This is a genomic window from Paramesorhizobium deserti, assembly GCF_001558695.1.
Taxonomy (GTDB): Bacteria; Pseudomonadota; Alphaproteobacteria; order Rhizobiales; family Rhizobiaceae; genus Paramesorhizobium; species Paramesorhizobium deserti.
This window is the reverse complement of sequence record NZ_LNTU01000037.1, coordinates 317850-335340: the sequence shown is the minus strand read 5'-3', so window position 1 is coordinate 335340 and position 17491 is coordinate 317850. Positions and strand designations below refer to the sequence as shown.

Genomic DNA, 17491 nt, shown 5'->3' with positions numbered 1-17491 from the left:
TCTCCTGCGGGCATTTTGACAAGATGCGTCAAAAAAGGAATCCCCGAGATCAATGACTTCGTGAAAATCGAGACGTGACTATTGCCAGGACAATAGCGGATCCTTGTCGGAGTGGATCATGGTGCCGGCCGGCACGTCGGCTTCTTCGCGCTCCGCGATCGCTTTCACCAGCCCTAGGATATGGCGGCGCAATGCCGGATTCCGTATTCTCACAAAGGCTTTGTTGAGAGAAATGCCGTCTGTTGTCAGCAGACCCTTGAGGGTGTCCTGTCCGGTGCTCGGTCGGTCGCCATTTGCACCGCTCAAAAGCGAACTATCGTCCTTTTCGAAGAAGAAGCTCGGCTGCACTCCAAGTGCGTCCGAGATAGCCATGAGACGGCTCGCGCCGACCCTGTTCACGCCTCTTTCGTATTTCTGTACTTGCTGAAAGGTGATCCCCAGATGAGATGCAAGTTGCATCTGGCTCATACTGACCATCAGACGGCGTATCCGGATGCGCGACCCGACTTGGACATCGACCGGGTTGGCTTTCTTGGCACTCATTTATGGGTTCCCCTTATTTGCTTCCAGGATTCTCCTTTCAACGTAACATTCTAAATTTAGATTGTCTAAAAATCATATTTTTCTCAATATCTTCCACACCAGCCCGGGGCCGTCATCATTGGCGTCCCCGAACCCTGGGCCGAACGGCCGCTTATCGTCACCCGCGCGACAAACGCGATGGATGCCGAAAAGAGTACCCGCGGCAAAAAGCCAAGGCGATCCGCGTGCGATCGCCTTCGAGCCTGTTCTCGAAGAACAGGCTATTTCGCGGGTTTCAAGACAGGGCGTGTGGTCGCTCGTGTCGACATGTTCAGTGCCACGGCGGCATGAATGAGCGTCATTAGGGCGTCTTTATCGACCTTGTCGCCCTCATGGAAATCGATGGCGCGCCGCACATTGCCGTCGAGACTGGAATTGAAGAGGCTTGAAGGGTCCTCCAACGCGGCCCCCTTGGCGAAGGTCAGCTTCACCTTGTCCTTATATGTCTCGCCGGTGCAGATGATACCGGCATGCTCCCACACCGCAACCCCCAACGGGTTCGACGGCTTTCGCCATTTCACTTCCTCGATCACTTCGGGGTCGGCTTGTCTAATCAAGGCGCGGAGCCGGAAAAGCATCTCGCCCCGCCAGTCGTTCAGCTTGCCTATCTTCTCATCGATCAATTGGGACGGGGATTTTTCTTCGTGCACGCCGCTTTTTTCCATGATGCTCTCACTTTCCAGTGCTCAAGGCTGAATGTCGATTCAGCCTAGTTTGGCCAGTCAGACGGAAAGCAGCTTGTTTGTGAAGCTTTTTTTTACCGGCGCTACGGGATCCAGCCCGGCAGGGCGGCTGCCTGTCTGATCCAATTCGCCACCTGTTCTTCGTCGATTTGCTCGTTCTCGTAGATATGGAAATAGCGCGTGTTCTTGTCCTTGGAGTCCACGGGCGGGACAGGATTAAGCGATGCGCCGCGGAAGAAAGCGACCTTGATGTATTTCGCGAAGCAATGAAAGCTGAGGAACCAGCCCTGGCCTTCGATGCCATAGAAGGGTGAGTTCCATTTGACGGCCTTCTGCACGTCGGGGACGGTGCGCACGATAAGCGCGTCGAGGCGGCGCCCGGCCTCGCTTTTCCAGCTGGGCATCGCCGCGATATAGGCCTGCACGGGCGCGTCCCCGTCACCCTTGGCGATCTGGGGGTTGCCGCCGGAAAGGAGAACCGGCTTTGTCGGAGCCGACTGGCCGGCTTTCTTTTCGTCCTTCGCCGGTTTTCTGGGCGTGTTGGCAGCCATTATGCTCATGCCTCCTTGCTGATGCGCCACTCAGTGGCATATGGCAGCACGAACATATATAGGCCGGTGAACAGCAGCAGAAAGAGAGGGGGCAGCGGCGAGTAAACCACCCAGGCGGGAGGTTCCCCCAGTCCCATCGCAACGAAGTTGGCGATGACCGTCATCGTAAAAATAATCGACAGCCAGCGGTGAATTTGCCGTAACCATTTGTTCCAATTCATTGGATTACCCTGAAGTTTCCCAAGCTCTGCAGTTCTTTGACCGGGCCGCGCGCTTCAATCCGGCCGCGCCAACACCTGCTCAAGGGCCTCAAAGAACCTTGGCCAGCCGACCTTGGCGCCTTGATAGTAAGGTTGTTGATCCTGCCTGAAGCCTGACTGCTCCATGCGCAGGCGTGTCCCGGTGCTCGTAGGGGTGAGCGTCCACGTGACGACACTTCGGAGATCCTTGGTGTCCCACGTATAGGACAGCGTCTTGTTCGGCTCAGCCGTTTGGACTTGACAGTTAACGGAACCCCAGTCCGCGCTGAGATTGAAACGATGCTCCACGACTGGCTTGAAGTCGTTCTTCATGAGCCACGCCTCGATCAGGTGGGGTTGTGTGAGCGCACGCCAGATCTTCTCCGGTGGATGAGGCATCTCACGTTCGACGACGACGGAGAGCCTTTCGGCTGCGGTATCTGTCATTGGTCCATCCTTCTAAGCAGATCTTCGAGATCATCGAACCGGCTTTGCCAGAATCCGGCCATCTGGTTCGTCCAGTCGACCAGTGGGGCAAGCGCGTTGAGTTGGGCACTGTAATGCGTCTGACGACCTTCGTGGCGGTCGCGCACCAGCCCGGCCCGTTTCAGGACCGCCAAATGTTTTGAAACGGCGGGTTGTGAGACCCCCGCCTGGGCTGTCAAAGCCCCGACGGTCTGATCTCCATCACGACAAAGCCGTTCGAAAATGGCCCGTCGCGTCGGATCAGCGAGCGTACTGAAAAGAATATCGTGGGGCTGTGACATCATATAACTCGACAGTTATTGATTGGACTAATAACCGCCGAGATATATATGTGTCAAGTAGGAACGTGGAGCAGCGTTGCTGAATAGCCAGGAGCGACGCGAATCTACGATCAGCGGCAGACCTGACGAGGCGACAGACCATATTGGCGTTTGGCGTTTGGCGGCTTCGGACCGAACACCAATTATCTCCAATATTGGGATGGTCTGCGCCTGCAGGCGGTATCAGCTACAATGTGCCGACGGTCGATCCCTATCTTCTCGAATGCTCGACGTACGAGGGAAGCGGTTGCCGAGCCGCTTTCAACGACAGAGCTTCCGTGAAATTCGATATCGGAGAAGCCGACGACCATGCGCCAGTGGTCACCTCCTGCCTGTGCAATGTCTTGAGATTTGTGATGGAATGATCGAAGGTCATCGTCCACGGATCAGCCGCCGCAATTCGATTTCGGAAGTGACCAAGCGATCAGAGCAATTTGGGAATTGTCGCCGCAATGACGCGGGCCCGTTCGGAAAGCGACGGCACCTCTATATATTCCTCTGATGTGTGTGCTTTGCCACCCACCGGGCCGACGCCGCATATCGTCGGTGCGCCGACGCTTGCGGTAAATCCCGAATCGGCGCAACCGCCGGTGAATTCGCCTGATATCAGCAATCCGATTTCTCGTGCGGATGAAAGATATTGTTCTGTCAACGCGTCACTTTCTGCGGTCGGCACCAAGGGAAGGAATCCGCTTTTGCGCTCGGCCTTGATCGAGGTGCCGGGCGTGGTCGTGCTGCCCAGGATTGCTTCGATGCTCTCGATCAATGCGTCACGCTGCTCATTGGTCACGAAGCGGACGTCAACTTCGCCGCTCGCGTCGGGCGCGGTGGTATTGACCGATTGGCCGCCCTTGACGAGCCCGACATTGAGCGTAATACCGTCATCCACGCGTGTAAGTCCGTGCAGCGCGATGACCTTGTGAGCGAGCTCGCTGATGGCGCTGGCGCCTTCGGTAAAATTGACGCCGGAGTGTGCCGCCTTGCCTGTTATGTCGAACCGATAGGTGAAACCGCCCTTGCGGCCGGTGACGACATTGCCGGACGCCCGGCCCGGTTCCGAATTGAAAACGGCGATCGCCTGCTTCGCCTCTTTCTCGATGAAAGGGCGCGAGGTGCCAGATCCGATTTCCTCATCGCCTGTCATCAACGCAACCAGTGGCACCATTGGTGCGAAGCGGTTGAATGCCGCCATTATGAATGCGTTCATGACGAGACCGGCCTTCATGTCCGCAATGCCTGGGCATAGGCGCGCCCTGCCTCGACGGTGAAAGGTCGCCGCGAGGCTTCGCCTTTTGAAAAGACCGTATCGCGGTGGCCCATCAGGAGAATGTTATGCCGGCCGCGATCATCCCTCGCACTTTCCGTCGCTGCGCGCAGGATGTCGCCAAAATGCGCGTTTGGCGTGGTCGTCACGGCAAGTCCCTGCTTTGCGAGGAAACCCGCCAGCCTCGCGCCGACCGCATCCACTCCCGCCTTGTCATAGGAGCCGGAGTCGATGTTCACCAGTTCCGAAAGGAGTTTGACCATCGATCCCTGCTGTTCCGCAAGCCAGGTGGAGATCGCCGTGCTCTGTTCCTGCATGATAGATTGCCGCCCTTCATTTCGGGTTTAAATCTTCGTCCGTTCGCCGATTTGTTCGGCGAGGAAATGGGAAAAATCATTGACAAGAGGCGGCAGCCTGCGAGCCGCCATGGTCTGGATTTCCAGGCTCCTGTCGAAAGCGTTATCTTCCTTGAAGGGACGTGCGACCAGCAATCCATCGCTGATCCACGTCCGCGCCGATATGGGCGAAGCGAAAGCGATGCCGCCACCAAGCCGCGCAAAATGCATCAGGCCGGCACTGTGACTGGAAACCATCGCAACGCGGAGAGAAACCCCTTCGGCGGCGCAGCGCAGATCGACCACCTTGCGCAGAGTTGTATCCGGTGCCGAAAGCGCGACGGGATAAGGCGCGAGATCGCGCATCGCCAGCCGGTCATACGCGGTCAGGGGATGCGATGGATGCATCAACGCAACGGTCGCCACGCGAACGCGCCGCACCGCGTGGACAGGGGTCACCGCGCCGATGGCGAAGGCGATGCCGATATCGACTTCGCCTTCGCGTACCATCACCGCGATGTTGGGCGGGGTCACCACATGAACATCGAAGCGTATTTCCGGATATTTCTGGCGATAGAGGAATATCATTTCCGACATGAAGCTATTGGCAAGGCCTTCGCTGATGGCCAGACGTATCGTTCCTCTCGGCTGTTCTGCTTCTCCCTTAATTTCGATTGCCACATCTTCGGCATCGAGAAGTGCGCGACGGGTATAGTCGGCAAGTTTCTCGCCCGCCGGCGTCAGCACCATGCCGCGAGGTTTGCGCTCGAACAGCGGCGTTTCGAATTGCATTTCCAGCGCGGCAATCTGCCGGCTAATGGCTGATCCCGCTACGTGCAGCCGTTGTGACGCACCGTTGATCGATCCGGTGCGCGCTACCTCCAGAAAATATCTCAATGCGTTGGGCAACATAGGGGCAAGGGGCTCGATCAGTCTGTTGCATTGCTGAATTGGCAATGGATCATTCTAAACATTGATATTGCAGCATGGCAATGCCCGCCTCAATAATCAGCGACAGATATAACATGCACAAAAATGTGCAGCTTGGGCGGCTCTTCGCACCAACAAAGGGAACAATGGCAATGGGAAAATTCAATCCTGGGAAAGTTGCGGCTATCGGATGCATTGCACTTGCAATGTTCGGCACCGGCGTCGCCCTTGCGGGCAAAGCCGATAATGATATCCGCTTCGCGTATGATCAGGCGCCGGAAAGCGTCGATCCATATTTCAACAATGTCCGCATCGGCGTCATCATTGGCCAACATGTCTGGGACACACTGGTCTACCGTGATCCGGATACCGGCGAGTACAAGGGCCAGCTTGCTCAATCATGGCGGCGGATCGACGACCGTACGATCGAGTTTGAACTACGGCAGGGGATCAAATTCCACAATGGCGAGGAGTTCGATGCAGAGGATGCCGTCTATACGCTGAATTTCGTTGCCGATCCGGAAAATGCGGTAACGACGCAGCAGAACGTCTCCTGGATCGAGAAGGCGGAAAAGATCGACAAGTACAAGTTCCGCCTGATCTCCAAGGAGGTGTTCCCCGCGGCTATCGAATATCTCTCCGGGCCGGTCGTCATGCACCCTGATGAATATTATAAAGAGGTCGGCCCGGCGGGCATGAACGCCAAGCCGGTCGGCACCGGGCCGTTCCGTGTGACGGAATATGATGTCGGAAAATCCATAACGCTTGAGAAAAATCCGGATTATTTTGCCGATTCTCCGAAAAAGCAGGGGCCGATCGAAAAGATCGTGATCCGCTTCATCCCGGATCGGCAGACGCAAATGGCGGAAGTTCTGTCGGATGGCGTCGATTTCATCATGCATGTTCCGAAGGATCAGGCCGAGCAGCTTGAGGCGATGACGAACCTGCAGGTGGTCTCCGGCGAGACCATGCGCATCGCCTTCATGCAGATGAACTCGCAGGATGGGACGCCGTCGGAAGCGCTTAGGGACGAGCGCGTCCGCAAGGCAATCATCCACGCCATCGATCGCGAAACCATGGTCAAGGAGATCGTCGGCGCAGGCTCCCGCGTTCTCAACACGATCTGCTTTCCCGCGCAGTTCGGTTGCACCGACGAGGGGGCACCGGTCTACAAATACGATCCCGAAAAGGCCAAGGCCCTGCTCGCGGAGGCGGGTTTTGCAAATGGGCTCGATCTCGATCTGGTCGCCTATCGCGAGCGCAACCAGACAGAGGCGATCATCGGCTATCTCAAGGCTGTCGGCATCAACGCCAATCTGCAATTCCTGCAATATGCCGCGATGCGTGATCTGATCCGCTCCAACAAGGTGATGCTGACGCATCAGACCTGGGGTTCATTTTCGGTCAATGATGTGTCCGCTGCGACGCCGGTCTATTTCGGGTTCGAAAAAGACGACATCACGCGCGACCCGGAGGTCCGTGATTTCCTGAAGAAGGGCGATACGACCATTTCTCCGGAAGATCGCAAGGCAGCCTATCGCGATGCGCTGAAGCTTATCGCCGAGCGCGCCTATGCCGTGCCGCTCTATTCCCTGCCGGTCTACTACGTCGCGACCGCCGATCTGAACTTCAAAGCCTATCCGGACGAGATGCCGCGCTTTTGGGAAATGACCTGGAAATAGGTCTGCCTGATCGCATTCGTTTCCCCTCTTCCGGAGGGGAGACGTCCCCGGACATTTTGAAAGAGAGCAGAGCATGACTGTCTTCATTCTAAAGCGGCTTGGTCTTGCCTTCCTGGTAGCGCTGGCGGTCTCGGCGATCGCCTTCTTCCTGCTGCGCATGTCCGGAGACGTCGCCATCGCGATCGCCGGCGAGGGCGCGCGCGATGTCGATATTGAGGCTGCGCGCCGACTGCACGGCCTCGACCGGCCGCCGATCGTTCAATATGCCGCCTGGCTTATTGAGACGCTCCGGGGCGATTTCGGCCAATCCATCTTCTTTAAGACCGATGTCCTGTCACTGGTTTGGGCTAAAATGCCTGTGACGCTCTTGCTCGGCATCATGTCCCTTGGTTTTGCGCTTGCCGTCTCCATACCGCTCGGCGTGCTCGCCGCGGTTTTCGCCAATAGCTGGATCGATCGCCTTGCGCTGTCGCTCGCCGTGGTGGGGCAGGCATTGCCGAATTTCTTCTTCGCCCTGATCCTGGTGATGCTGTTCTCGATCATGTTACGCTGGTTGCCGGTCTCGGGCAGCTCGACGTGGTCGCACTACGTGATGCCGATGATCGCGCTCGGTTATTATGTCACGCCCGCCTTCATGCGCCTTGTCCGCGCCGGCATGATCGAAGTGCTCTCCTCGGACTATATCCGAACGGCTCGCGCCAAGGGCCTTCCCGCCCGCGTCGTCATCTTCAAGCATGCCCTGCGCAATGCCGTGATGCCCGTCGTGGCGCTTTCCGCCGTGCAACTCGGTTATCTCCTCGGGGGATCAGTGGTCATCGAGACCGTCTTCGCGCTCGATGGGCTCGGCTTCCTTGCGTACCAAAGCATTACCCACAAGGATTTTCCCGTCATTCAGGCCGTCGTGATGCTTCTGTCGGTGCTCTACGTGTTGCTGACGCTATTGGGCGATATTGCCAATGCCTGGCTCAACCCGCGCTTGAGGGTATCGTGATATGACCGACACCTCATTATCCCTCGACCTGGCGATGGAACCGACGGCAGGCGCGCGTATGCGCAAGCGCCTGTTCGGTCAGAAAAGTCTTGTTCTGGGCAGTGGGCTACTACTTCTGATCATGCTCGTCGCGCTCTTCGCACCGCTGCTCGCAACGCATGATCCCTATGCACAGGATCTGGCGCACCGCACGGTACCGCCCTTCTGGTACGCCAAAGGTTCGCTGGAACATATTCTGGGTACCGACAATCTGGGCCGCGATTACTTCTCACGCCTCCTCTATGGCGCCCGCATCTCATTGCTGATCGGTCTCTCAGTGATGGTGATCTCCGGTATCATCGGTACGACGCTTGGTCTCCTGGCGGGGTATTTCGGCGGCAAGGCCGATCTTCTCGTGACGTTTCTCGTCACCACCCGGCTGGCCATGCCAGTGATGCTGGTCGCCCTCGCGGTCGTTGCCATGGTCGGCGGGTCCCTGCCGGTGATCGTTCTCGTCCTTGGTTTCCTGAAATGGGACCGCTTCGCGGTCGTCATGCGCAGCGCGACCCAGCAGGCGAGGGCGCTCGACTATGTTGCCGCGGCCGAGGCCGTCGGCGCATCCACGCCGAGGATCATACTCGGCGAAATCCTGCCCAATGTGCTGCCGCAGCTCATAGTCGTGGCGACGCTCGAGGCCGCGAGCGCCATTCTTCTGGAGGCGTCCCTTTCCTTTCTCGGGCTTGGAGTCCAGCCACCTCTGCCATCCTGGGGGCTGATGATCTCGGAGGCCAAGAACTACATGTTTTTCTCGTTCTGGCTGATCGCCATCCCGGGTACCATGCTCGCTCTTCTGGTGCTTGCCATCAACCTGGCGGGCGACGGTTTGCGCGATATCTTCGCGCCGGAAGGACGCTGAACATGAGTGGTGCCTTGCTTCAGGTCGAGGGTCTGTCGGTCGATATCAAGACCGGTGCGGGAACGCTTCACGCCGTTCGCGATATTTCGTTTTCCGTCAAGCGGGGTGAAACGCTCTGCATCGTCGGCGAGTCTGGTTGCGGCAAGTCGATGACATCGCTCGCCATCATGGATCTCCTTCCCCCCGCGGCAAAGCGGAGCGCGCGACAACTGCTCTTCGCCGGCGAAGATTTGACCCGGAAAACCGCAGGCCAATTGAACACGCTGCGTGGCAATCGGATGGCGATGATTTTTCAGGAGCCGATGACCGCGCTGAACCCGGCCTATACGATCGGCGATCAATTGATGGAAGGCTATCGCCGTCACAAGCATGCAAGCGTTGCCGAAGCACGGGAACGGGCGGTTTTTCTCCTCAACAAGGTCGGTATCGCGGCGGCCGGCGATCGGCTTGGTCAATACCCCCATCAACTGTCCGGCGGTCTAAGACAGCGTGTCATGATAGCCATGGCGTTGATGTGTGGACCGGAGCTGGTCATCGCCGACGAACCAACCACGGCGCTAGATGTCACCATCCAGGCACAGATCCTGCGATTGTTGGCGGAACTGCGCGAGGAGCTCGGTATTGCTCTCATCCTCATCACGCATGATCTCGGCGTCGTGGCGCGCATCGCCGATCAGGTAGCGGTGATGTATGCGGGCGAAATTATCGAACAGGGAGGAGCAGCGGATATCTTCCGTGATCCGCGCCATCCCTATACGCGGGGCCTGATCGACTGCATTCCGCTGCCCGGCAAGACCAGGCCTGGGGAGAAGCTTGGCATCATTCCCGGCGTCGTGCCATCGCTCGTAGGCGAAATCAAAGGCTGTACGTTCCGTGACCGCTGTTCCCACGCTGAGATGAGATGCAGTGCAGCCGCACCTGCCAGACAGGTTCAAAATCATTCATGGCGCTGCATTCTGGAGGACGCATGACTGCTCTGATGCAAGCTGAAGGCGTTACCCGCTCGTTCAATGTCAATGCAGGGATGTTCCGCAGGAAGCGCACGCTGCATGCCGTTAACGGTGTCGATCTGGCATTGGAAAAAGGTGAAGTCCTCGGTATCGTGGGCGAGTCCGGCTGTGGCAAGTCGACATTGGCGAGAATTCTTCTGGGTCTGCTGCCGCCGTCCACCGGTACCATCCGCTTCGGCGGCGAGGACCTTCACCTGTTGAAGCGCCGCGACCTGGCGCGGCAGGTGCAGCCGGTTTTTCAAGATCCTTATTCGTCGCTTAATCCGCGCCGCACCATTGCTTCGATCGTTGCTTTTCCCCTTGAAGTTCACAAGATCGGCTCTCCCGCCGGTCGCCGTCGAAAAGCGCTGGAGATCATGGATCTTGTCGGGTTGCCGGCTCGTTTCGCGGATCGATATCCGGGGGAGCTTTCAGGCGGTCAGCGCCAGCGCGTCGCTATCGCCCGCGCGCTCGTCATGAAGCCCGACGTCATCGTCTGCGATGAACCGACCTCGGCGCTCGATGTCTCGGTTCAGTCGCAGATCCTCAATCTCCTGCTCGATCTGCGCAATGAACTGGGCCTTACCTATGTCTTCATCAGCCATAATCTTGGCGTCGTCGAGCATATCGCTACCCGGGTAGCGGTCATGTATCTCGGCCGTGTCGTGGAGCTTGCGGAAACACAAACGCTGTTCGCCAACCCGCGTCATCCCTATACGCGGGCCTTGTTGGATTCCATCCTGACGCCGGAACCAGGATTGGGCGTTCCGGAAACAGGGCTCGGTCTCGCTTTTCCCGATCCGCTGAACCCGCCGTCCGGCTGCGCTTTCCATCCGCGATGTCCTTTGGCTTTCGAAGCATGCAGGAGCGTTGCTCCCAAGCTTCTCGACACTGGAAAAGGTCGCGCGGCCTGCCATCTCGTCGATCCGTCATTTTGATACCAAGCATAAGGAAATGTCTTCCATGAGCCGTGAAGCCGCCATCGCCCGTGCAACCAATTATTTCGATACGGGCGCTTTCCGGGAAGATCTGGCGCGCCGGGTCGCCATGCCGACCGAAAGCCAGAATCCGGATCGTGCCGATGTGCTTCAGGCCTATCTCGATGACGAGATGCAACCGGCGTTGGAAGACCTCGGCTTCTCGACAGAGATTGTCCGCTATGACGGTGTCGACCTGCCGTTCCTCCTGGCCGAACGCATCGAAGGTGAGGCGCTACCCACGGTTCTGGGGTATGGCCATGGCGATGTCATCCGCGGCCTCGACGATGGCTGGCAGGCGAACCTGTCGCCATGGGCCATGACCGGGATTGACAACAGATGGTATGGTCGCGGAACCGCCGACAACAAGGGTCAGCATTCCATCAATATCGGCGGTTTGAAGGCTGTCCTGGAAACGCGTGGCAAGCTTGGCTTCAACGCGAAATATCTGATCGAGATGGGGGAGGAGCGGGGATCGCCCGGTCTGCGCGAAATCTGCGCGAAATACAAGGCGAGGCTTGCTGCCGATCTCCTCATCGCATCCGATGGACCGCGGCTCAATGCCGAGCGTCCGACCGTGTTTCTGGGCTCGCGTGGCGGGGTTACCTTCGACCTTTGGATCGATGCGCGCGAAGGCGGCCACCATTCCGGCAATTGGGGTGGGGCACTGTCCAATCCTGGCGTTCAGCTTGCCCATGCCATCGCCAGTCTCGTCGGGCCTACGGGACAGATCCGCGTGCCTGAACTGGTGCCTTCGGAAATCCCGCAATCCGTGCGTGACGCGCTTGCCGACTGCGAGATCGACGGTGGGCCGGATGGTCCGAAGATCGACGCCTGGTGGGGAGAACCCGGTCTTACCACCGCGGAGCGTGTTTTTGGCTGGTGTTCGCTGGAGGTGCTTGCCTACGAGACCGGCACTCCCAGGACACCGGTGAACGCCATTCCGCCGCGCGCCTGGGCGCGGTTGCAACTGCGCTTCGTTGTTGGTGTCGATCCGCACGCAGTGCTTCCCGCGGTTCGCCGCCATCTCGACAGACAGGGGCTATCCATGGTGCAGATCGCCCCTTCGCGCGAAGAGATTTTCCATGCGACCAGGCTTGATCCGGAAGATCCGTGGGTGAAGTGGGCGATCGCCTCGATCGCCCGAACGACCGGCAAGAAGCCCGCGCTTCTGCCCAATCTCGGCGGCTCCCTTCCAAACGATACCTTCTCCGATATTCTCGACATGCGCACGATCTGGGTTCCGCATTCCTATCCGGGTTGCTCGCAGCACGCGCCGGATGAACATCTGCCGGTCGACATCGCCCGCGAAGGGCTGGCCATCATGGCGGGCCTTTACTGGGATCTGGGAGAGGTGGATATCCCGGAACGGTGATCGGCAAGGACTTAAGTGGTCCAATCGGGAACCGGCCATATGTCACACATCAATTTGTTACACGAACGTCGCGACGGAAATCCGACGGTGACATGCCCGCGACCTGTCGGAATGCCTTGTTGAAGGCGCTGACGGAGCCGAAGCCGCTTTCCATCGCCACTTGAAGGATATTCACCGTGCAGTTCATCAGCATCGCCTGCGCACGGGAAAGCCGCAACAGGGTCAGATATTTGATCAGCGTCATGCCGGTCGATTTGCGAAACAGGTTCATGGCATATTTGGGATGAAGGTTGGCGGCGCGGGCAATATCGGCCGCATCGATGTCCTCAAGAAAATTCGCGGCGATATAGTCGCACATACGCACGACGCCGATTGACGGTGCCGTCACTTCGTCGTCTTCCATTCGTTTTCCTTCGGTGGCCGAAGACACGATCGAATAGGGTTCGAGAAACATGCGTTCGACACGCAAGAGCAACTCCTCCACGGCATTTTGCGCCTTTAAAGTGTCGCCGGATGTTGCATATCGAAACCAGCGTACGAAATTCTCGTCGTCCGCGTTGTCAGTCTGCGAGGTCAGCATGGTCGCGCCGCTCATCAGCATGTTCGATACGGCAGTCGGAAGACGCATTCGGAAAAAATAGACCAGCGGTAGATGTGCACCGGCATAGAGCGAGTCATCGGAGGATTCATCCATCTGATGCGGCTGTCCGCCCCAGAAGAGGCACATCTGTCCAGCGTTCAGCCGAAGGTCGTGATCGCCCATCCGGTAATGAACGGAGCCCGCAATCACGTAATTGACTTCCACCTGGGCGTGCCAGTGCGGCCTTGGCATGATCGGCGGGTGGGTGTGGAAAAGCTGCAGGGTTGTCGGCAAGCCTTCGATGCTGCTCGCTCCAGGCTGGTATATTGCTCCTTCGGCAATCTTACTTTTCGCCAAATCCATGTTCCCTTTTTACGAGACAGATTTCACCGCGTAGGTAATCTGCCCATGTTCGCTGAAGAACGGCAATTGAAAAAGGGAGGTTTTCAATGTGCTTTAAATTTCTGAGCGCCTCGGTATCGCTTGCTCTTTTGGCGGTTACGCCGGCATCGGCGCAGTCCGATACCGTCACGATCTGGAGCTGGAACGTTGCGGCTTCCGCGCTGAAATCGACACTTGAAGGTTTCAACAAGAAATATCCGGATATCAAGGTCACAGTGCACGACCTTGGGAACGACCAGGTATTCGACAAGACGCTTGCGGCTTGCGCAGCCGGTGGCGACGGTCTGCCGGATATCGTCACGGTCGAGAATTTCGAAGCCGAGCTGTTCTGGAGCCGATTTCCCGATTGTTTCACCGACCTCACGGCGTTGGGCTACACTTCTGAAAAACAGGCGCTTTTTCCCGATTTCAAGCGGACTGAGCTGGAAATGGACGGCATTGCCTATGCGGCTCCGTGGGATTCCGGCCCCGTCGCCGTATTCTATCGGCGCGATTTTTATGAAAAGGCCGGTGTCGATCCGGCAACCATCAAGAACTGGGACGATTTTATCGCCGCAGGCAAGAAGGTCATGGCGGCCAATCCCGGTACGGTGATGGCGCAGGCGGACTTTAACGGCGACAGCGAATGGTTTCGCATGATCGCTAACGAGCAGGGGTGTGGTTACTTTTCGACTGATGGTCAGAGCATCACCATAAACCAGCCAGCCTGCGTCGCGACCCTTGAAAAGATCAAGGAGATGAAGGATGCGGGCATCATAACCGCAGCGATCTGGGATGAAAAAATCCAGGCGAACACCGCAGGCAAGGCCGCAAGCCAGATGTACGGCGCCTGGTACGAAGGCACCATTCGCTCGGGATCTCCCGATCTCTCCGGCAAGTGGGGCGTCTACCCTATGCCCAGCCTGACGGAAGACGGCCCGCATGCCGCCAATCTGGGTGGCTCCTCGCTTGCCATCAGTTCCGTTTCCGAAAACAAGGAGGCCGCCTGGAAGTTCATCGATTATGCCCTGACCACCAATGAAGGGCAGGTCACCATGCTGAAGTCTTTCGGGCTAGTACCGTCTTTGCTGTCGGCGATCGACGATCCTTTCGTCAAGGAACCGCAGCCATATTGGGGCGGGCAGACCATCTGGTCGGATATTCTGGCTACCCTGCCGAAGATCGTGCCCAGCCGTGGCACGCCCTTCCAGTCCGATGCCGACGCCATATACATGGCTACCCAGACGAAATATTTCGCAGGCGGCTATCCCGATGCCAAGGCGGCGCTGGACGACGCGGCAAAACAGATAGAGACGGCCACCGGACTGCCATTGGCAGAGTGAGGGGCATAAGCCGGACGCCCCGCTGCGGTTATTCAAATCCGCGACCGGGCGTCCATGCCTTCTCAACAACCGTTGCCATCGGGAGGTCGTCATGCCGTCGAGGAACAGGGTCGCCTATGCGTTCCTTGCCCCCTATCTTCTGATCTTCGCCACATTCTGGGTCTGGCCGATCATCAGCTCGTTCCTGCTGTCTTTCCAGAATACCCGCGTCAACCCGTGGCGTTTCCAGCCTTCGCTCAATTGGGGGCGGCTTGTCGCCGATCCGGCGTTTTACAACGCGCTCTACAATACGCTCATCATCCTGGTCATTCAGGTGCCGGTGATGATCGCACTCGCCACTGTCATGGCCGTTCTGCTGAATTCCCCGCTTCTCAAAGCGAGGCCGCTCTATCGGTTCGCCTTTTTTGCCCCCGTCGTTGTTGGCGAGGTGGCTTATGCCGCCGTCTTCCGCCTTATGTTCAGTGCCGATTTCGGCATTATCAACAAGCTGATTACCTCCATCGGTTTTGCGCCCGTCTCATGGTTTGACAATGCAACGGCGGCGATGATCCTCATCATCATCGCCGTGACCTGGCGCTGGGCGGGTTATAACGCCATCATCATTCTGGCCGGGCTGCAGTCGATACCGGGTGACGTCTATGAGGCGGCAACGCTCGATCGGGTGAGCAAGCGCCAGCAATTTCTCCACATCACGCTGCCGCTTCTCAAACCCATCATTCTTTTCTGCGCCGTTCTTTCGGTGATCGGCACCATGCAGCTCTTTACCGAACCGTTCCTCATCACCAATCGCGGCGGTCCCGGCGGCGGCACCGAAACGCTCGGCCTTCTCCTTTACCGGCAAGGGTTCACTTCGCTGAATTTCGGCTACGCTTCGGCGATCGCATACACCATAGCCGCGCTTGCCATCGCCATTTCACTCCTCAACCTCTGGGTCGCGAGGGAGCCGAAATGAGATCCAAATCCAAAACGCTTCTCTGGCAGAAAATCACGCTTCACGCCGTTTTGACGCCGCTTGCGATCATCTGGCTGTTTCCCTTGTGGGTGATGTTCGTTTTCTCCACCATGCCGGATTACGGCATCTTCAGCCCGGATATCGTGCTGATCCCCTCCACCAACTTCATCGAGAACTTCAAAAACCTGCAGGCTGATACGGATTTCCTACGCGCGATGTTCATCTCGATTGCCGTCGCCGTGATCTATACGATCCTCTCGGTGTTTCTGACCTCCATGGCAGGCTGGGCGCTCGCGCGCTATCGCTTTGCGGGAAAGCCGTTCGTAATCGCCATCATTCTCGGCACGATCACACTGCCTTTCGCCGTGGTTGTCATTCCGCAGTTCATCATGGTGGCGCGCGAGTTCAAGCTGGCGAACACCTGGATCGCACTCATCGTGCCGCCGCTCTTCAACTCGCTGGGCGTGCTTTTCATGCGGCAATCCTTCTCGATGATGCCGGGTGAGCTCTTCGATGCGGCGCGAGTCGAGGGTGTGAAGGAATGGCAGATATTTCTGCGTGTCGCATTGCCCCTGGCACGACCGACGATGGCTGCCCTGGCGATCATTCTCTTTCTGGCGTCCTGGAACAATTATCTCTGGCCGCTGCTCATCAATTCGCGGCCGGGAATGATGACCGCGCCGGTCGCGCTCGGCACGCTGATCGGCCTCACCAAGGTTTCCTGGGGCGGCATCATGGCGGGAGCGGTTCTGCTTACCGCGCCGATCCTTGTCATCTTCGTGCTGTTACAGCGCCATTTCATCGCCGGCATCACCGCCGGCGCAGTCAAGTAATCCGGAGAGGCCGCATGGCGGGACTTTCGCTCAAAAATGTCACCAAACGTTACGGCATGCTGGAGGTCATACACGGTGCTAATCTTGAAATAGCGGATGGTGAGTTCGTCGTTTTCGTCGGCCCATCCGGCTGCGGCAAATCCACACTTCTTCGAATGATCGCCGGACTTGAGGATATTGTGGAAGGGGAGATCAGGATTGGTGGCAAGGTCGTCAACGACGCCGAGCCGTCCGACCGCGGCATTGCCATGGTGTTCCAGTCCTATGCGCTTTATCCGCATATGACAGTCGGGGAAAACCTGTCCTTCGGTCTCAGGATGAACGGAAACCCGAGGGTGGATACCGAAAGGCGCGTCAGGCGGGCTGCGGAAATCCTCCAGATCAACGAGTTGATGCAAAGGCGGCCGAAGCAGCTTTCGGGAGGCCAGAGGCAGCGTGTAGCGATCGGTCGTGCCATAGTGCGCGAGCCTCAGGTCTTCCTGTTCGACGAGCCATTATCAAATCTCGATGCGGAATTGCGTGTCCAGATGCGAGTCGAGATCTCGCGGCTTCATAAACAGCTCGGCACCACGATGGTCTATGTCACCCATGACCAGACGGAGGCCATGACACTGGCCGACAAGATCGTTGTGCTGCGGGCAGGGAAGATCGAGCAGGTCGGCGCTCCGCTCGATCTTTATGACGATCCTGCCAATCGTTTCGTTGCTGGCTTTGTCGGTTCGCCGAAGATGAATTTCCTTGAGACCAAGGTGACCAGCTCCGATGCCACGGGCGTGTCAGTCTCGCTCGACTGTGAGCCCGCGGTCCGTCTTTCGCTGCCGGTGAAGACGCCGATTGCTGAGGGTACTGCGGTGACGCTCGGTGTTCGCCCGGAGCATTTTCTGACTGCCGGATCCGGTGACGCCGATCTAACCGTGCACGTCGATGTGGCCGAGCATCTGGGCAATACAAGTTATGTCCATGCCAGCACGGCGGGCGGTGAACAGCTGATCATAGAACGGCCTGAATCGCGCACCGTCGCCAATCGTGACCAGCTCACTGTCGCGCTTTCCGCACGACGAACGTTCCTTTTCGACAGCCAGGGCAACCGTCTTCGCTGAACA

At 58.0% G+C, this 17491-nt stretch carries 21 protein-coding genes; 10 read left to right on the top strand and 11 right to left on the bottom strand.

The genetic code is table 11. From position 1 onward, the window contains the following. Positions 1 to 78: 78 nt before the first annotated feature. The 10 genes from ATN84_RS20315 to ATN84_RS27570 form a co-directional block, all read right to left on the bottom strand. Complete coding sequence (locus ATN84_RS20315; protein WP_068884084.1) at positions 79 to 543, bottom strand: helix-turn-helix domain-containing protein; 465 nt, start codon at positions 541 to 543, stop codon at positions 79 to 81. 260 nt (positions 544 to 803) lie between these two features. Then, complete coding sequence (locus tag ATN84_RS20310) at positions 804 to 1247, bottom strand: DUF1801 domain-containing protein (RefSeq protein WP_068884082.1); 444 nt, start codon at positions 1245 to 1247, stop codon at positions 804 to 806. 101 nt (positions 1248 to 1348) lie between these two features. Beyond that, a complete protein-coding gene (locus ATN84_RS20305; RefSeq protein ID WP_082766404.1) occupies positions 1349 to 1816 on the bottom strand; it encodes a DUF1801 domain-containing protein in 468 nt (155 codons plus the stop codon). A gap of 5 nt (positions 1817 to 1821) precedes the next feature. Beyond that, positions 1822 to 2037, bottom strand: a complete 216-nt coding sequence (locus ATN84_RS20300) for a hypothetical protein (protein ID WP_068884081.1) — start codon at positions 2035 to 2037, stop codon at positions 1822 to 1824. A 54-nt stretch (positions 2038 to 2091) separates the two neighbouring features. Beyond that, the gene (locus ATN84_RS20295; protein WP_068884079.1) at positions 2092 to 2502 is read right to left on the bottom strand and encodes an SRPBCC family protein; all 411 of its coding nucleotides are present in this window, start codon (positions 2500 to 2502) and stop codon (positions 2092 to 2094) included. Continuing rightward, complete coding sequence (locus ATN84_RS26355) at positions 2499 to 2822, bottom strand: ArsR/SmtB family transcription factor (protein ID WP_082766419.1); 324 nt, start codon at positions 2820 to 2822, stop codon at positions 2499 to 2501. The genes ATN84_RS20295 and ATN84_RS26355 overlap by 4 nt, the downstream gene beginning before the upstream one ends. Before the next feature lie 463 nt (positions 2823 to 3285). Beyond that, complete coding sequence (locus ATN84_RS20285; protein WP_425287431.1) at positions 3286 to 4068, bottom strand: M20/M25/M40 family metallo-hydrolase; 783 nt, start codon at positions 4066 to 4068, stop codon at positions 3286 to 3288. A 14-nt stretch (positions 4069 to 4082) separates the two neighbouring features. Continuing rightward, a complete protein-coding gene (locus ATN84_RS28170; protein WP_425287430.1) occupies positions 4083 to 4442 on the bottom strand; it encodes a zinc-binding metallopeptidase family protein in 360 nt (119 codons plus the stop codon). A gap of 27 nt (positions 4443 to 4469) precedes the next feature. Further along, a complete protein-coding gene (locus ATN84_RS20280) occupies positions 4470 to 5372 on the bottom strand; it encodes a LysR family transcriptional regulator (RefSeq protein WP_082766403.1) in 903 nt (300 codons plus the stop codon). Positions 5373 to 5421: 49 nt separating this feature from the next. After that, entirely contained in the window at positions 5422 to 5607 is a 186-nt protein-coding gene (locus tag ATN84_RS27570; RefSeq protein ID WP_201026419.1) for a hypothetical protein, read from the bottom strand. Here ATN84_RS27570 and ATN84_RS20275 point away from each other — a divergent pair. The 6 genes from ATN84_RS20275 to ATN84_RS20250 all read left to right on the top strand — a co-directional run bounded on the left by ATN84_RS20275 (position 5597) and on the right by ATN84_RS20250 (position 12299). After that, positions 5597 to 7072 carry an ABC transporter substrate-binding protein gene (locus ATN84_RS20275; RefSeq protein ID WP_244491148.1) on the top strand — a complete coding sequence of 492 codons (1476 nt, stop codon included), beginning with the start codon at positions 5597 to 5599 and terminating at the stop codon, positions 7070 to 7072. The genes ATN84_RS27570 and ATN84_RS20275 overlap by 11 nt on opposite strands. Before the next feature lie 73 nt (positions 7073 to 7145). Further along, positions 7146 to 8063: an ABC transporter permease gene (locus ATN84_RS20270; protein ID WP_068884071.1), complete on the top strand. Its 918-nt coding sequence runs from the start codon at positions 7146 to 7148 to the stop codon at positions 8061 to 8063. Between the two features lies 1 nt (position 8064). After that, on the top strand, positions 8065 to 8958 hold the full coding sequence (locus ATN84_RS20265) for an ABC transporter permease (RefSeq protein ID WP_068884070.1): 894 nt from the start codon (positions 8065 to 8067) through the stop codon (positions 8956 to 8958). 2 nt (positions 8959 to 8960) lie between these two features. After that, positions 8961 to 9929, top strand: a complete 969-nt coding sequence (locus tag ATN84_RS20260; RefSeq protein WP_068884069.1) for an ABC transporter ATP-binding protein — start codon at positions 8961 to 8963, stop codon at positions 9927 to 9929. Continuing rightward, positions 9926 to 10885: an ABC transporter ATP-binding protein gene (locus tag ATN84_RS20255; RefSeq protein WP_068884068.1), complete on the top strand. Its 960-nt coding sequence runs from the start codon at positions 9926 to 9928 to the stop codon at positions 10883 to 10885. Before ATN84_RS20260 ends, ATN84_RS20255 begins: the two co-directional genes overlap by 4 nt. Before the next feature lie 25 nt (positions 10886 to 10910). Beyond that, entirely contained in the window at positions 10911 to 12299 is a 1389-nt protein-coding gene (locus tag ATN84_RS20250) for a M20 family metallopeptidase (protein ID WP_068884067.1), read from the top strand. A 49-nt stretch (positions 12300 to 12348) separates the two neighbouring features. Here ATN84_RS20250 and ATN84_RS20245 read toward each other — a convergent pair whose 3' ends face one another. Further along, a complete protein-coding gene (locus ATN84_RS20245; protein ID WP_153020316.1) occupies positions 12349 to 13242 on the bottom strand; it encodes a helix-turn-helix domain-containing protein in 894 nt (297 codons plus the stop codon). A gap of 86 nt (positions 13243 to 13328) precedes the next feature. Between ATN84_RS20245 and ATN84_RS20240 the strand changes: the two genes are divergently transcribed. From ATN84_RS20240 to ATN84_RS20225, 4 genes are all read left to right on the top strand, one after another. After that, a complete protein-coding gene (locus ATN84_RS20240) occupies positions 13329 to 14603 on the top strand; it encodes an ABC transporter substrate-binding protein (protein ID WP_068884064.1) in 1275 nt (424 codons plus the stop codon). 91 nt (positions 14604 to 14694) lie between these two features. Continuing rightward, complete coding sequence (locus ATN84_RS20235) at positions 14695 to 15555, top strand: carbohydrate ABC transporter permease (protein WP_068884063.1); 861 nt, start codon at positions 14695 to 14697, stop codon at positions 15553 to 15555. Beyond that, on the top strand, positions 15552 to 16388 hold the full coding sequence (locus ATN84_RS20230; protein ID WP_068884062.1) for a carbohydrate ABC transporter permease: 837 nt from the start codon (positions 15552 to 15554) through the stop codon (positions 16386 to 16388). The genes ATN84_RS20235 and ATN84_RS20230 overlap by 4 nt, the downstream gene beginning before the upstream one ends. 14 nt (positions 16389 to 16402) lie before the next feature. Then, complete coding sequence (locus ATN84_RS20225; protein ID WP_068884061.1) at positions 16403 to 17488, top strand: ABC transporter ATP-binding protein; 1086 nt, start codon at positions 16403 to 16405, stop codon at positions 17486 to 17488. The last annotated feature ends 3 nt before the right edge of the window (positions 17489 to 17491 follow it).